Origin of the sequence: Streptomyces sp. B93 (assembly GCF_018070565.1) — a bacterium.
Classification (GTDB): domain Bacteria; phylum Actinomycetota; class Actinomycetes; order Streptomycetales; family Streptomycetaceae; genus Streptomyces.
The window spans coordinates 66,330-84,102 of the sequence record NZ_JAGPXL010000007.1; the positions used below are offsets into that span (position 1 = coordinate 66,330).

Annotated in this window: 17 protein-coding genes; 14 read left to right on the forward strand and 3 right to left on the reverse strand. The window is 73.7% G+C overall.

Annotated features, from left to right (window positions below):
* Positions 1–82 precede the first annotated feature (82 nt).
* A complete protein-coding gene (locus KBY47_RS09240) occupies positions 83–484 on the forward strand; it encodes a DUF2267 domain-containing protein (RefSeq protein WP_210920502.1) in 402 nt (133 codons plus the stop codon).
* Between the two features lie 41 nt (positions 485–525).
* Here the strand turns inward: KBY47_RS09240 and KBY47_RS09245 are convergent, their stop codons facing one another.
* A complete protein-coding gene (locus KBY47_RS09245; RefSeq protein WP_210920503.1) occupies positions 526–1,533 on the reverse strand; it encodes a hypothetical protein in 1,008 nt (335 codons plus the stop codon).
* 209 nt (positions 1,534–1,742) lie between these two features.
* Positions 1,743–2,294, reverse strand: coding sequence for an ABATE domain-containing protein (locus KBY47_RS09250; protein ID WP_210920504.1), 552 nt, complete (start codon positions 2,292–2,294; stop codon positions 1,743–1,745).
* 85 nt (positions 2,295–2,379) lie between these two features.
* Here KBY47_RS09250 and KBY47_RS09255 point away from each other — a divergent pair, with 85 nt between their 5' ends.
* From KBY47_RS09255 to KBY47_RS09310, 12 genes are all read left to right on the forward strand, one after another.
* Complete coding sequence (locus KBY47_RS09255; RefSeq protein ID WP_308405097.1) at positions 2,380–3,219, forward strand: alpha/beta hydrolase; 840 nt, start codon at positions 2,380–2,382, stop codon at positions 3,217–3,219.
* 239 nt (positions 3,220–3,458) lie between these two features.
* The gene (locus KBY47_RS09260) at positions 3,459–4,748 is read left to right on the forward strand and encodes an ABC transporter substrate-binding protein (RefSeq protein WP_210920505.1); all 1,290 of its coding nucleotides are present in this window, start codon (positions 3,459–3,461) and stop codon (positions 4,746–4,748) included.
* A gap of 1 nt (position 4,749) precedes the next feature.
* Positions 4,750–5,685 (forward strand): carbohydrate ABC transporter permease, encoded by a 936-nt coding sequence (locus KBY47_RS09265; RefSeq protein WP_210920506.1) that lies wholly within the window; start codon positions 4,750–4,752, stop codon positions 5,683–5,685.
* Positions 5,685–6,539, forward strand: coding sequence for a carbohydrate ABC transporter permease (locus tag KBY47_RS09270; RefSeq protein ID WP_210920507.1), 855 nt, complete (start codon positions 5,685–5,687; stop codon positions 6,537–6,539). Before KBY47_RS09265 ends, KBY47_RS09270 begins: the two co-directional genes overlap by 1 nt.
* Positions 6,536–8,635, forward strand: coding sequence for an alpha-galactosidase (locus KBY47_RS09275; protein ID WP_210920508.1), 2,100 nt, complete (start codon positions 6,536–6,538; stop codon positions 8,633–8,635). Before KBY47_RS09270 ends, KBY47_RS09275 begins: the two co-directional genes overlap by 4 nt.
* Positions 8,636–8,685: 50 nt before the next feature.
* On the forward strand, positions 8,686–9,459 hold the full coding sequence (locus KBY47_RS09280) for an SDR family NAD(P)-dependent oxidoreductase (RefSeq protein ID WP_210920509.1): 774 nt from the start codon (positions 8,686–8,688) through the stop codon (positions 9,457–9,459).
* A 37-nt stretch (positions 9,460–9,496) separates the two neighbouring features.
* Complete coding sequence (locus KBY47_RS09285; RefSeq protein WP_210920510.1) at positions 9,497–10,231, forward strand: FadR/GntR family transcriptional regulator; 735 nt, start codon at positions 9,497–9,499, stop codon at positions 10,229–10,231.
* Positions 10,228–11,373, forward strand: coding sequence for a galactonate dehydratase (dgoD, locus tag KBY47_RS09290; RefSeq protein WP_210920511.1), 1,146 nt, complete (start codon positions 10,228–10,230; stop codon positions 11,371–11,373). The genes KBY47_RS09285 and dgoD overlap by 4 nt, the downstream gene beginning before the upstream one ends.
* A 4-nt stretch (positions 11,374–11,377) precedes the next feature.
* A complete protein-coding gene (locus KBY47_RS09295) occupies positions 11,378–12,196 on the forward strand; it encodes a hypothetical protein (RefSeq protein ID WP_210920512.1) in 819 nt (272 codons plus the stop codon).
* A 22-nt stretch (positions 12,197–12,218) separates the two neighbouring features.
* Positions 12,219–12,848, forward strand: coding sequence for a bifunctional 4-hydroxy-2-oxoglutarate aldolase/2-dehydro-3-deoxy-phosphogluconate aldolase (locus KBY47_RS09300; protein WP_210920513.1), 630 nt, complete (start codon positions 12,219–12,221; stop codon positions 12,846–12,848).
* Positions 12,845–13,732 (forward strand): SMP-30/gluconolactonase/LRE family protein, encoded by an 888-nt coding sequence (locus tag KBY47_RS09305; RefSeq protein WP_210920514.1) that lies wholly within the window; start codon positions 12,845–12,847, stop codon positions 13,730–13,732. The genes KBY47_RS09300 and KBY47_RS09305 overlap by 4 nt, the downstream gene beginning before the upstream one ends.
* Positions 13,729–14,775, forward strand: coding sequence for a sugar kinase (locus KBY47_RS09310; RefSeq protein WP_210920515.1), 1,047 nt, complete (start codon positions 13,729–13,731; stop codon positions 14,773–14,775). Before KBY47_RS09305 ends, KBY47_RS09310 begins: the two co-directional genes overlap by 4 nt.
* On the opposite strand, the gene KBY47_RS09315 is transcribed toward KBY47_RS09310, so the two are convergent.
* On the reverse strand, positions 14,732–16,219 hold the full coding sequence (locus KBY47_RS09315) for a SulP family inorganic anion transporter (protein ID WP_210920516.1): 1,488 nt from the start codon (positions 16,217–16,219) through the stop codon (positions 14,732–14,734). The genes KBY47_RS09310 and KBY47_RS09315 overlap by 44 nt on opposite strands.
* Before the next feature lie 202 nt (positions 16,220–16,421).
* Between KBY47_RS09315 and KBY47_RS09320 the strand changes: the two genes are divergently transcribed.
* Complete coding sequence (locus KBY47_RS09320; RefSeq protein ID WP_210920517.1) at positions 16,422–17,696, forward strand: aromatic acid exporter family protein; 1,275 nt, start codon at positions 16,422–16,424, stop codon at positions 17,694–17,696.
* Positions 17,697–17,773: the final 77 nt, after the last annotated feature.

Consider the following 17,773-nt stretch of genomic DNA (forward strand, 5'->3'; position numbering starts at 1 on the left):
TGGCGCGGATGCGGGTACTCGCGGACTGTCCCCACGTCGGCGTTCCCCGACGAACCGCACCATGAGGAAGGACCTCCCCCTCATGCAGCACGACGAGATGATCGGCAAGGTGCAGGCGCTGACCCGGCTGCCGGGCCGAGGACCGGCGGAACGGGCGACACAGGCGGTCCTGACCACGCTGGCCGAGCGGCTGCCGTCCGGGCTCGCCGGGCACATGGCCGCCCAGCTGCCCCCGGGACTGGCCGCCCCGGTGCGGCAGGCGGCGGAGGCGCCGACCGAGCGCTTCGACCTCACCACCCTCGCCGGACGGATCGCCGCCCGGGCCGGGACGGACGAGGACATGGCCGTACGCGAGGCCAGCGCGGTCTTCGAGGTGCTCGACGCGGCGCTGGCCCCGGAGCTGATGGACCACGTGGCGGAGGCGCTGCCCGCGGACATCCGCGAGCTGCTGCCCGCGGGGCGCGCCGGTGAGGAGAGGCCCTGAAGGGCGCGTGCCGAAGTTGACCAGGCGGGGCGGGCGGGCCGCTAGGCGTCGGTGGACGCCAGGTCGGGTTCGGGCGTCGCGGGCGCGGTGTCGTCCTCGGGCGCGGGCGGGGTGGGCGTGAGCCAGAGGCCGCCCCGGCGGTCGCGGAGGCCGTCGATCACGATGAGGGCGACCACGGCCCCCGAACCGACCAGTTCCAGAAGGTTCTGGGCGACGTCGACCGCCGTCTGCGACACCGTCCCGGCGACGAGGTAGCCCCACAGCTCACTGAAGGCGGGCGGCATCATGAGCGCGGCCAGGCCGAGCGAGACGCCCGTCGCGACGGGCCTGCGCCGGGCGGCGACGTACAGACCGAGACCGCAGAGCACGGTCAGGCACGTCCACTGGTAGGGCGAGGAGACGCCGAGCACCGAGGTTCCGGCGCCCCTGCCGACGAGCAGGTCGGTGAGGGTGCGGGGGCCGACGTCGATCGCGGTGACCGCGTTGCGGGCGATGTAGAAGACGTTGAGCACGGTGACCAGGGCACCCGAGGCCGCCGCCGTGACCTTCACCGGCCGGACCCCGCCGACGGTCAGGTCGGCCGTGGCGCGGGCCTCGGTCTCCATACGGCGCACGTCCAGGAGGAGGACGCCGAGGGCGACGGCGATCACCACCGCGAGCAGGCAGGTGACGCCGACGGCGGTGACCGGCGCGCCTTCGAGGGAGCCGAACCACGGGTCGGACGGGGAGTCGAGCAGCATGTACCAGACCACCGGCAGCCGGAACAGGAGGGTCGCGGCACACGACACCACCAGCAGGCCGCCGGCGCCCCGGGCCTGGATCAGCGCGGCCCATCCGGCCGTCAGCTGGAGCGCCGCGAGGCCGAGGTCGAGCGAGGTGGTCGCGGCCAGTCCCGCGCCCGAGTTCGAGTTCCACAGCTCCCAGGCGCCCGGCAGACCGCGGTCGACGATGTCGTAGCAGAGCCACAGCGCCGTCTGGGCGAAGAGGAGCAGGCTCAGCGCCCCCACGGCCGTACGCACCTGTTTGACGGAGAGCCTCGGACGGTACATGGGAGCGCTGTTCTCCTCGGGAAGGCATCACGAAGCCGCGGCAGGGGACGGTGAACCCGCCGCAGGATGTTGATGATGCAACGAACTGCCGTGCGCAGCAGAGCATACGGCCGCTCCGCCCGGGACCGCACCATGATCGATCGAGCGAGCGGGAGGGACGATCCCGCTGACGCCGGGCAGAACTGACGCGCCGCCACCTCAGTGACGGATCACCCCTTGTGCCGCCGGTAGTGGCGGGCGACCCGCACCCGGTTGCCGCAGCGCGCGGCCGAGCACCAGCGGCGCCGTGGGTGGGCGGGCAGGAAGAGCAGCACGCAGTCGTCGGCCTCGCACTGGCGGACCTTGGTCACCGCCGGGTCGGTCAGCAGCTCGGCGGCGGACTCGGCGAGCTGGGCGGCCAGCCGCTCCCCCGGCGAGCCGGCGCGCCGCCACGTCCCGGCCACCGCCGAACCGTCCCACTCCAGCTCCCGGACCGCGGGCGCGGCCCGCTGCGCCGCGTTGAGCGCGCGCAGGTCGGCCTCCCGGGGGCGGGCGCCGCCGCGGACGCCGTCGAGGGCGCGGGAGACGGCGTCCCGCACCGCGAGCACCGCGGCCAGGTCCGTCGCCGTGATCCCCTCCGGCACCTCGGGGAGCCGGTCGGCCTCCAGGGCCCACCAGGCCAGCAGGTCGTCCGGCGTCGCGAGCAGGTCGTCGGCGGCCGTGCGGGTGTTGACCAGGTCGAGCGCCAGCGGCTCCCCGGTCAGCGGTGTGCGGTCACTCATGCCTCTAACGGTACCTGAGCGCGTTGACGTATTAGTGGGAGCCCGGTTATATCTAATGGATAATCTCCAATTCAAAGGATTAGCCATGCCCGTCTCGCTCCCCCGTACGCTCCACCGCCACCTGGAGGTCGACGGTGTCCGCGTCTTCTTCCGTGAGTCCGTCCCGGACCGGGACGACGCGCCCGTGCTGCTGCTCCTGCACGGCTTCCCGTCGGCCTCGCACCAGTTCCGGCGCCTCATCGACGTGCTCGGCGCGCGGTACCGGGTGATCGCGCCCGACTACCCCGGCTTCGGCCACACCGAGGCGCCCGACGGCTTCACCTACTCGTTCGAGCGGCTCGCCGACATCACCGAGGGCTTCGTACGACAGCTCGGTCTGGACCGGTTCGTGATGTACGTGTTCGACTTCGGGGCGCCCGTCGGCTTCCGCCTCGCCGCACGCCACCCGGAGTGGATCGCGGGCCTGATCGTGCAGAACGGCAACGCCTACGAGGACGGTCTCTCGGACGCGGCCCGCGGCGTCCTGCTGCTGGACCGCCAGACCCCCGGCGCCGAGGACACCCTGAGCGACCTGCTCACCTTCCCCGGCACCCGCTTCCAGTACGAGGCCGGTGTCGGCGACCCCGCCCTGATCGCGCCGGACGGCTGGACCCTAGACCAGCACTTCCTCGACCAGCCCGGGCGCAAGGAGGCCCAGCTGGCGCTGTTCTTCGACTACCCCACCAACATCGAGAGCTACGACCGCTGGCAGGCGTGGCTGCGGCAGCACAGGCCGCCCACACTGATCACCTGGGGAGCCGAGGACCCGTTCTTCATCGCCCCCGGCGCCCGCGCCTATTGCGCGACCTGCCGGACGCCGAACTCCACCTCCTCGACACCGGACACTTCGCCCTGGAGACCCATCTGCCCGAGATCGCCCCGCTGATCGCGGACTTCCTGGACCGCGTCTGGAAGTAGCACCGGTGCCCCGCGGCGGGTGGCAGAACCACGCGCGGAACCACCCGTCGCGCACCACCCTCTTGCTCCCCCCGTCGCGCACTTCCCCTGCTCCCCGCCCACGCTCCTGCTCCGGGCCTGCTCCTAAATTAGTAATTAATATTGACAGGGTCCCGGCTGCGGGCCACAGTGGCGGAGCCCCGTCGGGCGGATCCACAGGGAGCATCCATGACGAACCACCTCTCCAGCCGTCGGCGTTTCCTCGCCGGAATCGGAGCCGCCGGGACGACGGCACTGCTCAGCGGCTGCGTCACCGCCACCTCCTCCGGCAAGTCCTCCTCCGAGGGCCCCGTGACCCTCCAGTCCAACCTGTCGGCGCCCCAGGCCAAGGCCGCGATGGAGGACCTCGTCGCCGCCTACGGCAGGAAGGGCTCAGGGCGCGCCAGCCTCAACACCGTGGCCGCCGAGACCTTCCGCACCCAACTGCCGACCTACCTCACCTCCGCCAACCCGCCGGACGTCCTGACCTGGTACCCCGGATCCGTCGCCGAGGCCTACGCGAAGAAGGACCTGCTCCTCGACCTCGACGAGGTCTGGAACTCCTCCCCCGACCTCAAGCGGTACTCCAAGGCCCTGAACAGCCTGTGCACCGCCGGCTCCGGCAAGAAGGTCTTCGTGCCCGCCACGTACTACTGGTGGGGCATGTTCTACCGCAAGTCGAACTTCGCCAAGTGGGGCGTGAGCGAGCCCACCGGCTGGGACGAGTTCCTCGATCTGTGCGAGACCCTCAAGTCCAAGGGCGTGGCACCGATCGGGCTCGGCGCGGGCGGCGGGACGCCCTGGGTGGCCTCCGCCTGGTTCGACTACCTGAACATCCGCGTCAACGGCGCCGCCTACCACCGTGAACTCCTCGCGGGCGAGCGCCGCTTCGACGACCCCGAGGTGCGCCGGGTCTTCGACCGCTGGCGGGAGGTGCTGCCGTACTTCGACCCCGACGGCACCGCCGTGTCCTTCCAGGACGCCACGACCGCCCTGCTCAACGGCCGCAGCGGCATGATGCTCATCGGCACCTTCTTCGCCGACGCGGCCCCCCGGGACGCGCTGGACGACATCGACTTCTTCCGTTTCCCGGTCATCGACCCCAAGGTCCCGCTCGCCGAAGAGGCCCCCACCGACGGCTACTTCGCCAGCGCCCGCACCGGCCGCCGGGACGACGTCCTCGACCTGCTGGGCTACCTCGCCACCGCCGAGGCGCAGGAGATCTACATCAAGGGCTCCTCCGGCACCGTGCTGCCCTGCAACCCCGACGCCGAGGACTCCGGGACCGCGCTGGTGCGCAAGGGCCGCAAGCACATCGAGGAGGCGGCCGACCTCACCCAGTTCTTCAACCGCGACTCCAGCGACGCGCTCCAGCCCACCGCCGACACCGCGCTCACCAAGTTCATCGCCAGGCCCAGGGACGTCGACGGCATCCTCACCGAGTGGCAGCGCGAGGCCGAGAAGATCTGGAACGCCTGACATGGCCGTCCTGACCGCCCCGCACCGCGGGTCCAAGGTCCCGACGCCGCCCTCGCGCGGCCGGGACCGGGGCCCCGGCCGCACACCGCCGCTGGTCCTCGCCTTCCTGCTGGTGCCCCTGCTCGCCGAGGCCGTCTGGGTCTTCTGGCCCGCCCTCCAGGGCTTCTACCTCTCCCTGACCAACTGGGACGGCGTCTCGGCACCCGAGTTCGTGGGCCTGGCCAACTTCCGTGAGATGGCGGGCGACGACGTCTTCCGCGACGCGGCCGGACACACCGTGCTGTGGCTGGTGCTGTTCGGCGGCCTGTCCGCGGTGCTCGGCCTCGCCGCCGCGCTGCTGCTCCAGCAGGAACGCCGGGGAGTCGGCTTCTACCGCGCCGCCCTGTTCCTGCCCGTCGTCTTCTCGCTGGTCGCCACCGCCCTGGTCTGGCAGGCCATCTACCAGCCCGACGGGGTGCTCAACCAACTGCTCAGCTCCGTCGGCCTTGACGGCCTGCGGCACGCCTGGCTCGCCGACCAGGACACCGCCCTGTACGCGGTGATCGTGCCCGCGCTGTGGCGGCAGATCGGCTATGTGATGGTCCTCTACCTCGCCGGTCTCAAGGGCATCGACCCCTCGCTGTACGAGGCGGCCAAGGTCGACGGCGCCGGACGCTGGCAGCGCTTCCGTCATGTGACGCTGCCTCAGCTGCGCGGTGTCAACGCCGTGGTGCTGTCCGTCATCATCATCGACTCGCTGCGCTCCTTCGACGTGGTCTGGTCGTTGACCCGCGGCGGCCCCTACCACTCCTCCGAACTGCTGAGCACCTACATGTACTCCACCGCGTTCCAGTCCCTGCGCCTGGGATACGGCTCCGCCCTGGCCGTCGTCATCTTCGTGCTGGCCTTCGGAGTCATCGCCTCCTACCTGGTGCGCGCCTTCCGGGAGGCCGACTGATGGCGATCCCGCGTCCGACCGCCGCACCGCGCCGCCGACGCGCCGCGACCGCCGGGTTCCACCTCGGGGCCGGGGCGCTGGCCGTGCTGTGGCTGCTGCCGATCGCGCTGGTCCTGGTGACCAGCCTGCGCTCCTTCGACGACATCGCCGCCCACGGCCTGGGGAGTTGGCCCCGCTCCTTCACCCTCGACAACTTCGGCCTGGCCTGGGTCGACGGCGGCCAGCAACGGGCCCTGGTTAACAGCCTGGTCGTCACCGTCCCCTGCGTCCTGGTGACCCTGGCGCTGGCCGCCATGGCGGCGTTCGCCCTCAGCCGCTACGAGGTACCCTTCCGCCGCTCCCTGCTGCTGCTCATGCTCGGCGGCAACCTGCTGCCCCCGCAGATCCTGCTCATCCCGGTGTCCAAGCTCAGCGAGATGATGGGCGTCTTCGACACCCTGCCCGCCCTGATCGGCGTGCAGATCGGCTTCGGAGTCGGCTTCTACGTCTTCGTCCTGCACGGGTTCATGCGGTCGATCCCCGTCGAGATCCAGCAGGCGGCGGTCATGGACGGCGCGGGTCCCTGGCAGGTGTTCTGGCGGATCATCCTGCCGCTCACCCGGCCCGCGCTCGCCGCGCTCAGCGCGCTGTCGTTCACCTGGATCTTCAACGACCTGCTGTGGGCGATCACCGTGCTGCGCAGCGACAGCAAGATGCCGATCACCGCGGCCCTCATCGGACTGCAAGGGCAGTACGTGTCCATGTGGAACGTGATCGCCGCCGGTTCCGTCATCGCCGCGGCCCCCACCGTGGCCGTCTTCCTCCGCTTCCAGCGCCACTTCGTGGCCGGACTCAACCTCGGAGCAGTGAAGTGAACTCGCCGCGGCGCTGGACCCTGCGCACCGACCGCACCAGCTACACGGTGCGCCTCTCTGCCGACGGCCCCTGGGCCGAACTCGACGCCTGGGGACCGCTCGGCGCCGAGGACGGCCCGTCGCCACTCGACTGGTCCCACCGCACCCACTTCATCACCCCCGCCGACGCGGCGCCCGCCGAGTACCTGCCGTCCGGGCTGCGCCCGTTCACCGGCGCCGACCTGGTGGCCGCGCGTCCCGGTGCGGAGCGGGGCGTGTGGTGGGAGTTCGCGGGCGCCGAGGAAGCGCCCGGGAGTCTGCGCCTCGCCTTCGCCGACGACGTGCTCGGCCTGCGCACCGTGCTGTGCTACGCCGTCGTGCCCGGCACCGACGTGCTGCTGCGCTGGACCGAACTGACCTGCACCGGGGAGGAGACCCTGCGCCTGGAGCGCCTCGACTCCGGCGCCGTCACCGTGCCCGCCGCCGACGGCGTACGGCTGACGTACCTGACGGGCCAGTGGTCCCAGGAGTTCCAGCGCACCCGGCTGGACCTGACCCGCGGCACCTTCACCATGGGCAGCACGCAGGGCGTGCCCGGACACGCCTACGCGCCGTGGCTCGCCGTCCAGGACCGGCACGCCCCCGAGGACGGCCCGGCACCGACGTACGGCGTGGCCCTCGCCTGGCCCGGCAACTGGCACATCACCGCCGAGGCCGAGCCCGGCGGCACGGTCAGGGTGCGGGCGGGCCGGGTGCCGCACGAGGGCACCGTGCCGCTGGCCCCCGGCGACACCCTGACCACGCCCCGCCTCGCCTGCGCCTTCAGCTCCGAGGGGCTCGACGGCCTGGCCCGCGTCTGGCACCGCTACGAACGGCACCTCAGCGGGGAGCGGCTGGGGCGCACCCGCAAGGTGCTCTACAACTCCTGGGAGGCCACCGGCTTCGACGTCGAGGCGGCGGGCCAGCTGGAACTCGCCAAGGCCGCCGCGGACATCGGGGCCGAGCTGTTCGTGGTGGACGACGGCTGGTTCACCGGCCGCGCCGACGACACCGGCGGGCTCGGCGACTGGTACCCGGACCCGGCGGCCTTCCCGCGGGGGTTCGGCCGGTTCGTCGAGGACGTCCGCGGTCTCGGGCTCGACTTCGGTCTCTGGGTGGAGCCGGAGGCAGTCAGCCCGAACAGCCGCCTGTACGCCGAGCACCCCGACTGGGTGTACCGCGTCGACGGCCGCCCGGCCCGGCTGGTGCGCAACCAACTCCTGCTGGACCTCGGCCGCGAGGACGTCCAGGACTTCGTGGTCTCCACCCTCGACCGGCTGCTCTGCGAGTACGCCGTCAGCTATCTGAAGTGGGACATGAACCGGCCGCCGACCGAACGCGGCCGACCCGGCGCGGGCCCCGCCGACCGCCTCGACCTGGACGCCGGTCATGTCACCGGGTACCTCCGCATCCTGGACCACCTGCGCACCGCCCACCCCCAGGTCACCGTCGAGGGCTGCGCGGGCGGCGGCGGACGCGTCGAGCACGCCACCCTCGCCCGCACCGACGTGGTCTGGCCCAGCGACAACACCGCCCCGCTGGACCGGCTGCGCATCCAGTTCGGCTTCCTGCACGCCCACGCCCCGCACCTGATGAGTTCCTGGGTCACCGACGCCCCCGGCGTCTTCGACCCCCGCCCCCGCAGCCTCGCCTTCCGCTTCGTCACCGCCCTGTGCGGCGTCCTCGGCATCGGCGCCGACCTGCGGACCTGGGGCCCGGCCCGGCGCGCCGAGGCCGCCCGCTGGATCGCCCGGTACAAGGAGGTCCGCGAGGTGGTCCACCACGGCGAGGCACGACTGCTCGGCACCCCCGACGACCCCACCTGCGGTGTCCAGTACGACGCCCAGGACGGCGCGCGCACGGTCGTCGCCGCCTTCGGCACCGGACGCCTGGACGGCGCACCGCTCGTCCCGGGCCGCGCCGCCCGGCTCCGGCTGCGCGGCCTCGACCCGGCCGCCCGCTACCACGACACCGCCAGCGCAGCCACGTACTCCGGAGCCCATCTGCTGCACTACGGGCTGCCGTTCGCCTGGACCGCGGAACACGACGCCGACCTCGTGGTACTGAAGCGACAGTGAACCCACGCCGAACCGTCCGTGCCCGCCACCCGAAGGAGCCCGACCCCACGATGGACCAGTCCGCACCACGTCATGGCACCCGGTTCGCCGGACGCACCGCCGTCGTCACCGGCGCCGCCTCCGGGATCGGGGCCGCCACGGCCGAACGCCTGGCGCTGGAGGGCGCGGCCGTCGTGCTCGCCGACGTCGCCGAGGACCAAGGTGCCGCCGTCGCCGAGCGCGTCACCGCGAGCGGCGGCCTCGCCCGGTTCGTCACCGCCGACGTCGCCGCGGAGGCGGACTGGGAGCGGATCGTCGCCGCCGCCCACTCCTTCGGGCCGGTGGACGTCCTGGTCAGCAACGCCTACACCGTCGACGTCACCCCCGCGCACCAGTTGTCCCTCGCCTCCTGGCAGCGGCAGCTCGACGTGAACGTCACCGGCGGTTTCCTCGGCGTCCGCGCGGTCCTGCCCGACCTGCGCGAGCGCCGTGGCGCGGTGGTGCTGACCTCCTCCGTCCACGCCCACAAGGGCATCCCCGGACATCCCGCCTACGCCGCGTCCAAGGGCGCCCTGCTGTCCCTGTGCGGGCAACTGGCCGTGGAGTACGGGCCGGACGTGCGCGTCAACGCCGTCCTGCCGGGGCCGGTCCTGACGGCCGCGTGGGACCGGGTCGCCCCCGAGGACCGCGAGCGCAGCGTCGCCGGGACCGCCGCCCGCCGCTTCGGCAGACCGGAGGAGGTGGCGGCCGCCATCGCGTTCCTCGCCTCCGACGAGGCCTCCTACGTCACCGGCGCCCATCTCACGGTCGACGGCGGCTGGAGCGTCGTGAAGGCCTCCGCATGACCACACCCCCCACCCCGCAGCAGAAAGGCATCACGACATGACTCCCTACGCCCGCCGCGGCGTGCACGGCCAGACCGTGGAAGCCCTGGCCCGCCGCATCCTGGGCGGGGACATCCCGGAAGGGGCGACGCTCGACCTGGTGGCCCTCCAGAGCGAACTGGACGTGAGCCTCACGGCCCTGCGCGAGTCGCTGAAGGTGCTCGCCGCCAAGGGCATGGTCGACGCCCGGCAGAAGCGCGGCACGTTCGTGCGGGCCCGCTCCGACTGGAACCTGCTCGACGCCGACGTACTGCGCTGGCAGTTCGAGGGCGGCAGCACCGGGGACGCCGACCGGGCGCTGCTGCGTGACCTCGCCGAGGTGCGCGCCATCATCGAGCCCGCCGCCGTCCGGCTCGCCGCCGAGCGCCGCGACGACACCGACGTGGCCGCCCTGGAGGCCGCCGTCGCCGCGATGGCCGAGGACACCGGGGCCCCGCACGCCGTCGAGGCCGACCTCGCCTTCCACCGCGCCCTGCTCTCCGCCACCCACAACGAACTGCTCGAACGCATGGAGATGGTCATCGAGTCGGGCCTGGCCCACCGCGACCGGATCGTGCACAGCTCCCCGCACGGCGAGGACCCGGTCCCGGCCCACCGTGCCGTCCTGGACGCCGTGCGCGAGCGCGACCCCGACGCGGCCGAGGCCGCGATGCGCGCCCTGCTCGACCAGGCGGGCCGTGACCTGGACCGGGTCAGCGGCGACGACGATACGGAAGGCCGTCACCCCCAGTGAAGATCGCCCGCATCGAAACCTTCATGGTCCCGCCGCGCTGGCTGTTCTGCCGCGTCGAGACCGACGACGGTCTCGTCGGCTGGGGTGAGCCGGTCGTCGAGGGGCGCGCCGAAGTGGTGCGCAGCGCCGTCGAGGTACTGGCGGAGCACCTCCTCGGCCAGGATCCGCTGCGGATCCAGGACCACTGGCAGGTGCTCACCAAGGGCGGCTTCTACCGCGGCGGCCCGGTGCTCTCCAGCGCCGTCGCGGGCCTGGACCAGGCCTTGTGGGACATCGCGGGCCAGGCCTACGGCGCCCCGGTGCACGCCCTGCTGGGCGGCCCGGTGCGCGACCGGGTCCGGGTCTACGCGTGGGTGGGCGGCGACGAGCCGAGCCGACTGCGCGAGGAGATCACCGCGCAGGTGGAGGCGGGTTTCACGGCGGTGAAGATGAACGCGGCCGGGGCGACCTCGCCGGTGCCCACCGCGGCCGAGACGGCGGCGGTGGTGGCGCGGGTCGCGGCGGCCCGGGAGGTCCTGGGCCCGGAGCGGGACGTCGCCGTCGACTTCCACGGCCGCTTCTCCGCCGCCGGGGCCCGCCGCGTCCTCACCGAGATAGCGCCGCTGCACCCGCTGTTCGTGGAGGAACCCGTCGTCCCGGAGCAGAGCCAGCTGCTGGCGAGCCTCGTCGCCGCGGGTCCGGTGCCGATCGCCACCGGTGAACGGCTGTACTCGCGCGGCGAGTTCCTGCCCGTGCTCGGCGCCGGGGTCGCCGTCGTCCAGCCGGACCTGTCCCACGCGGGCGGCATCTCCGAGGTGCACCGCATCGCCTCCCTCGCCGAGACCTACGGCGCGACGCTCGCCCCGCACTGCCCGCTCGGCCCGATCGCCCTCGCCGCCAGCCTCCAGATCGCCTTCGCCACCCCGAACTTCCTGATCCAGGAGCAGAGTCGCGGCCTCCACTACAACAAGGACGCCGACCTGCTGTCGTACGTCGTCGACCCGGAGCCGTTCCGGTTCGTGGCGGGCGAGGCACGGCGCGGTGAGCGGCCCGGTCTGGGCATCACCGTCGACGAGGCCGCCGTACGCGCCGCCGACCGTGCGGGACACGCCTGGCGCAACCCGGTGTGGCGGCACCCCGACGGCTCCTTCGCGGAGTGGTGAGCCGATGCCGGTGGAGATCGTCACCGACCCGGCGCACGGCGGGCGTTGGACCTCGCTGCGGGCGGGCGGCCGGGAGTGGCTGTGGCGGCGCGCCGATCCGCGGCGCGCCCGGGTGTCCCCCGGGGACGCGTTCGTGGACGCGGGTGGGCTGGAGGAGTGCGTGCCCACCGTGCGCGGCACGCCGGACCACGGGGACGCCTGGTCACGGACGTGGAGCCGGGAGGGGGACGCCGAGCGGGTGGAGTGCGACGGCTTCGCCCTGACCCGCCGGATCCGCGCCACCGGCGAAGGCGCCGAGGTCGACTACGCCCTGACCGCCGACCCGGGCTTCCGGTTCGTCTGGGCCGCCCACGCCCTGCTGGACCTCTCCGAGCAGGCCACCCTGCACGCCCGCGACGGCGCCCGCACCCGCCTCTTCCCCGAGGCGGCCCCGCTGCTGCCCGGCCCCTGGCCCGGCGACGCGCCCTGGGTCGAGGGCGACTGGCCCGCGCCGCGCGGGCTGGCCCTGGACCGGCTCGGCCCGGCCGACGGCACCGCCGTCGGCGCCGTCGTGGACACCGCCCGTGTCTGCGTCCACGACGGCGCCGACCGGCTGTCGCTCGCCCTGGAGGCGGACGGCCAGCCCAGGTCCCTCGCCCTGTGGCGCAACCTCGGAGGCTTCCCCGCCCCGAACCCCTACCGCAGCACGGGCGTCGAACCGATGCTCGGCCGCGTCTTCGACCTCGCCGACGCCGGGGAGGACGGGGACGACACCGCCCGCGTCCCCGCGTCCGGCGAGGTCCGCTGGCGGCTGACCCTCACCGCGCACTGCCGCTGCCCCTGAGCCCTGTCGGAAGGAACCCCCCGTGGATCTGAAGGCCGCCCTGGCCGCCCACCGCCTGCTCGCCATCGTCCGCGGCGCCGACGCCGACGCCGCGCTGCGCACCGTACTGACCCTGGCCGAAGAGGGCGTCGAGCTGATCGAGGTGTCCCTCACCGGAGCGGACGCCCTGGGCGTGATCGAGCGCGCCCGCGAGGCCCTCGGCCCCGACCGGCCGCTCGGCGCGGGCACGGTCCTGAGCGCCGACGACGCCCGTGCCGCCCACCGGGCGGGCGCCGACTTCGCGGTCACGCCCGCGCTGGGCGACGGCGTGAGCACGGCGGCGGAGCTGGGGATGCCGGTCCTGGCGGGTGTCCTCACCCCCACCGAGATCCTCACCGCCCGCACCCTCGGCGCGACCGCCCTGAAGGTCTTCCCGGCGGCGCGGGCGGGCGGCCCCGACTACCTCCGGGCGCTGCGCGGCCCGTTCCCGCACGACCTGTTCGTGCCGGTGGGCGGCGTCGACGCGTCCGCCGCCCGCGCCTACCTCACGGCCGGTGCCACGGCGGTCGGCGTCGGCTCCCCGCTCGTCGGTGACGCCGCCGACGGCGGCAGCCTCGCCGCACTCCGGGAACGCGCCCGCGCCTTCCGCGCGGTCGTCCGGGAGGCACCATGACGGCCCGGCTCCTGCCCGCCCGCCCCGACCGGCTGGAACTCGGCGAGGGCATCCGCTGGACCGGCGACCGCCTCGTCCTCGTCGACATCCTCACCGGCCGCCTCCTCACCGCCCCGGAGGACCCGGCGGCGCCCCTGCGCACCCTGGCCCAACTGCCCTTCCCGCTGGGTGCGGTGGCGCCGGTGGCGGACCTGCCCGGCACCTGGCTGACGGCCGCGGACACCGGCATCTGCCTCCTCACCCCGGACGGCGGGACGCGCTGGCTGGCCCGCCCCGAGGCGGAGGCCCCGTCGCGCATGCGCATGAACGACGGCACCGCCGACCCCACGGGCCGCTTCTGGGCGGGCAGCATGGCGTACGACACCACCGCGGGCGCCGGTTCGCTGTACCGGGTCGACCGGGACGGCACGGTGACCCGCGTCCTGGAGGGCGTCACCATCCCCAACGGCCCGGCGTTCACCGCCGACGGCCGGACCATGTACCTGGCCGACAGCGCCCGCGGGGTGATCCGCCGCCACCCGGTCGACCCCGGCACGGGCCGCCTCGGCGACCCCGAGCCGTTCGTCACCGTGACCGACGGCAGCCCCGACGGCATGGCGGTCGACGCGGAGGGCGCGGTGTGGGTGGCCGTCTGGGGCACCGGGACCGTACGCCGCCACCTGCCCGACGGCACCCTAGACCGCACGGTACGCCTCCCGGCGAGCCAGCCGGCGGGCGTCTGTCTGGAGGGCGACGCCCTGCACGTCACCACGGCGTCCGTGGGCCTGGAGGCGCCGGGCCCGTACGACGGGGCCCTGTTCACCGTCCGGGTGGGCGTGCCGGGGGTGCCCGCGGCGCCCTTCCGTCCGGATGCCTCCCTGGCCGCCCGCTGGAGGGCCGTATGAAGCCGTGGCTGCGTGGTGCCGGGCGGGTGGTCTGCGTCGGGGAGACCATGGCGGCCCTGTCCCCCGATCCTCCCCAGGCACTGGAGAGCGCGGCCCGCTTGAGGCTCTCGGTGGCCGGTGCTGAGTCGAACGTGGCCATGTACCTGGCCGACCACGGAGTCCCCGTGGCATGGCTCTCGGCGCTCGGCGACGACGCGCTGGGCAGACGGGTGCGTGCCGCGGTGGCGGCGGCCGGGGTCGACGTCAGCCATGTCCGCACGGACGCCCACCGCCCCACGGGCCTCATGCTGAAGGACCCCGCGCCGACCGGCACCCGCGTCCACTACTACCGGACGGGCTCGGCGGCCTCCGCGCTCGGCCCCGGCCTGCTGGACGAGGAGCCCGCCGGCTCGGCGAGCCTCCTGCACTTCACCGGCATCACCGCGGCGCTGTCCCCGTCCTGCCGGGCACTGCTGGACGCCGCCCTGGCCCCTCCGCCCGCCGGGCGCCCCCACGCGGTCAGCTTCGACGTCAACCACCGCCCCGCCCTGTGGCCCGGGGACGGCAGCGCGGCGACCGTGCTGCGCGCGCTCGCCGACCGGGCGGACATCGTCTTCGTCGGCCTCGACGAGGCCCAGGCGCTGTGGGGCGCGGACCTCACCGGGTCGGCGGTGCGCGCACTGCTGCCCCGCCCCGCCGTCCTGGTCGTCAAGGACGGTGCCCACGCCGCCACGGCCTTCACCGAGGACGGCGTCCACACGGTCCCGGCGCTGCGCACCACGGTCGTCGAACCGGTGGGCGCCGGGGACGCCTTCGCCGCGGGCTTCCTCACGGGCCTGCTCCGGGACGTGCCCGTCCCCCGGGCCCTCAGACTGGGCCACCTCACCGCCGTATCGGCGCTCCAGGTGACGGGTGACCACGGCCCGCTCCCCGACCCCGCGCGGATCGAACGCCTGCTCGCGCTGCCGGACGACGCGTGGGCGGCCCTCGGGGCGTCCGGCTCCCGGTCCTCCCCGCCGCTCAGTGGACGGCCTCTCCGGAGCGGTCCCCCAGGGCCGCCGTGAGCCTCGCCCGCTGACCGTCGTCGGCCAGCGCGACCAGCCGGTCCTCGACGTGCGCCGGTAGGTCCTGGATGTCCGTCCCGACGCCGGACCTGTGCGCGTGGTCGAGGAACGTCAGCAACGCCTTCGCGCCGGACATGTCGACGTAGTCGACGTCCTTCAGGCTCAGCGACAGGCGGGAGCCGTCCGGCCGGTCGCCGCGCAGGGCTGTGAAGACCCGGTCGACGGAGAGGAAGGAGAGCGGCCCCGCGATGCGATAGGCGCCGTCGCCGGTCCGGACGACCGTGGCACGGCGCCGACGCGCCTTCACGGTGTGGATGACGAGCGCCAGGGCGACCCCGACGGCGACCGCCACGGTCAGGTCGAGGACCACCGTGATGATCATCGTCGCGAACATCACCACGACGTCCCCCCACGGGGAGACGGGCACCTTGCGCAGGCTCTCCCAGTCGAACATGCCGAACGCGGTGAGGATCAGGATGCCGGACAGCACGGCGAGGGGGATGTACTGCACGGCGGCGCCGAGCCCGGCGACGAGGACGAGCAGGATGACGCTGTGGGTGGCGGCCGACCAGGCGGTGCGGCCCCCGCTCCGGACGTTGACCACGGACCTGACGGTGGCGCCCGCGCTCGCCAGCCCGCCGAAGAGGCCGCTGACGGCGTTGCCGATGCCCTGGCCGATCAGTTCCTTGTTGCTGCGGTGCCGGCCGCCGGTGATGTTGTCCATCACGACCGAGGTCAGCAGCGAGTCGATGGAGCCGAGCAGGGCGATGCTGAGGGCGGCCGGGACGAGGGCGAGGAGCGACGAACCGCCGAGGTCGGGAACGGTGATCGAGGGCAGCGCTTCGGGGATCCGGCCTATGTAGTCGACGCCCGCGCTGAGCGTGAGCGGTCCGAGGCGTACGTCCTGGAGCGCCGGGTCCGCCAGCCGCAGCACCGGGGTGAGGGCCAGGAGGGCGATCAGGCTCGCCGGTACCGACCGCACGACCCGGGCGGCGACGAGCATGAGCAGGATCGTGCCCGCGACCACCAGGAAGCTCCGCCGCACCTGGTCCAGCTCGCCCAGGATGATGATCAGCGCGATACCGCCCATGAACCCCGAGACCACCGGGTGGGGTATGTAGCGGATGAGCGAACCGATTCTGCACAGGCCGAACAGGACCTGGAACCCGCCCGCCATGATGAACGCGACGAACGCGGCGTCGAGTCCGTGCGCGGCGATGACACCGGTCGCTACGACGGTGATGGGGCCCGTGGGTCCGGTCACCTGCGCGGGAGTGCCGCCGAACAGGGCGGCGAAGAACCCCGCGAAGATCGCGCCGTACAGCCCGACGAGCGCGCCTTCGGGTGTGCCGGTCGCGGTGATGCCGAAGGCGATCGCCAGCGGCAACGCCACTATCGCCACGGTCAGGCCGGAGAGAAGCTCTTTGGCGACGCGCTGGAACATCTGCCCCCACCCTGCTCGACGGCATGCTGACGTCGGCCCATGACGGGCCGCATCGCCGACCAGACTTCCCGGCACACCTTGAGCAAAGCTGCCGTATAGGAAGGGTCAAGACAAGACCAAAGATCGCCACGCGAAATCGGCCAACGCGCTCTTGACAGGCGCGCCGGGCATGGCGTCCTGAACAGGCGGATACCCGCGACCGATGATCCCCAAGGCGCACTCAGTACGGCGGGCGGGGCGGAACCTCGCACGGGCGACCCCGACGGAACGCCTCACCACTGCCGCACGCGGCGAAGGCCGCGCCCTGGTGGGGGCCGTGCGCGCCGCATGGCGCGGGCCGGGACGGGAGCGGGACCTGGCCGTGCAGTCGCTGAAGGCCGCGGCGGCGGCCCTGCTGGCCTGGCTGGTGGCCCGCGAGTGGCTCGGCGACCCGATGGCGCTGATGGCCCCGTGGGTGGCCGTGGTGCTGGTGCAGGCCACCGTGTACAGCTCACTGCGGCAGGCCGGGCAGCAGTTCGCGGCGATCTGCTGCGGGGCACTGCTGGCCTCCGGCGCGGAGGCACTCACCGGCAGCACCCTGGGCGGACTCGCCCTCTCCGTACCGCTGCTGATGCTGCTGTCGAACTGGCCCCGCTTCGGCGACCAGGGGATCTACGCGGCCACGACGGCCCTGTTCACGCTCGCCTCCGGAACCGTCAGCGCGGTCGCGGTCGGACACCGGCTGGGGCAGGCGGCGCTGGGCGCGGTCATCGGGGTCGCCGTGAACGCGCTCGTCCTGCCGCCGATCCACCTTCGGGACGTACGCGAGAACCTCGCGGCGCTCGCCCGGGAGAGCGGCGACGTGCTGCACCTGGTCGCCGTCGGGCTGCGGCGGCCGGGGTGGGACGACGGGACCTCCGTCGGCTGGCTCGACGCCTCGGCGCGCCTGGAACACCGCCTGGAGGCGCTGCGCGCGGCCCGTCACTGGAGCCGGGAGAGCCTGCGGCTGACCTACGGCCCGCTGCGCGCCCTGCACCGGGTCCCCGCGGACGTTCCCCCTCCGGAGGAGGACGAGCGCTTCAGCCGCGTCACCGGACATGTCACGGCGCTGACCCGGTCGCTGGCGGTCGCCGCCGACCCCCGGCGGACGCCCGCCCCGCCCGACACGGCGGCCCTGGACGCGTACGCACGGCTGCTCGACCTCATCGCGGACACCTGCCACGCGGAGGCCCGCCGTCTGCTGCGCGGCGAAGAGCGTGCCGCGGCCGGGGACGGGGAGGCCTTGTCGGCGATGTGGGAGCTGGACCGGCAGCTGAAGTCCGGGCTGCGCGAGCACGCCGGGCAGACCGCCGAGGCGGCCGCGGTGCTGGGCGCACTGCTCCTCCAGGCCGAGAACCTGTGGGCGGAGGTGCTTCCCGGGACGCAGGAGCAGTCGCACGCCTCACCCCCGGGCAGCACGGAGAGCGGAACATCGCGGGGCGTCCCGTACTCCGGCTGAAGCCCTGTGGAGCCTTTCGCCGAGAGGCGACCGCCATCCGCCCCGGCCCCTCGGTGGGCGGGTGGCTAGACTCGACC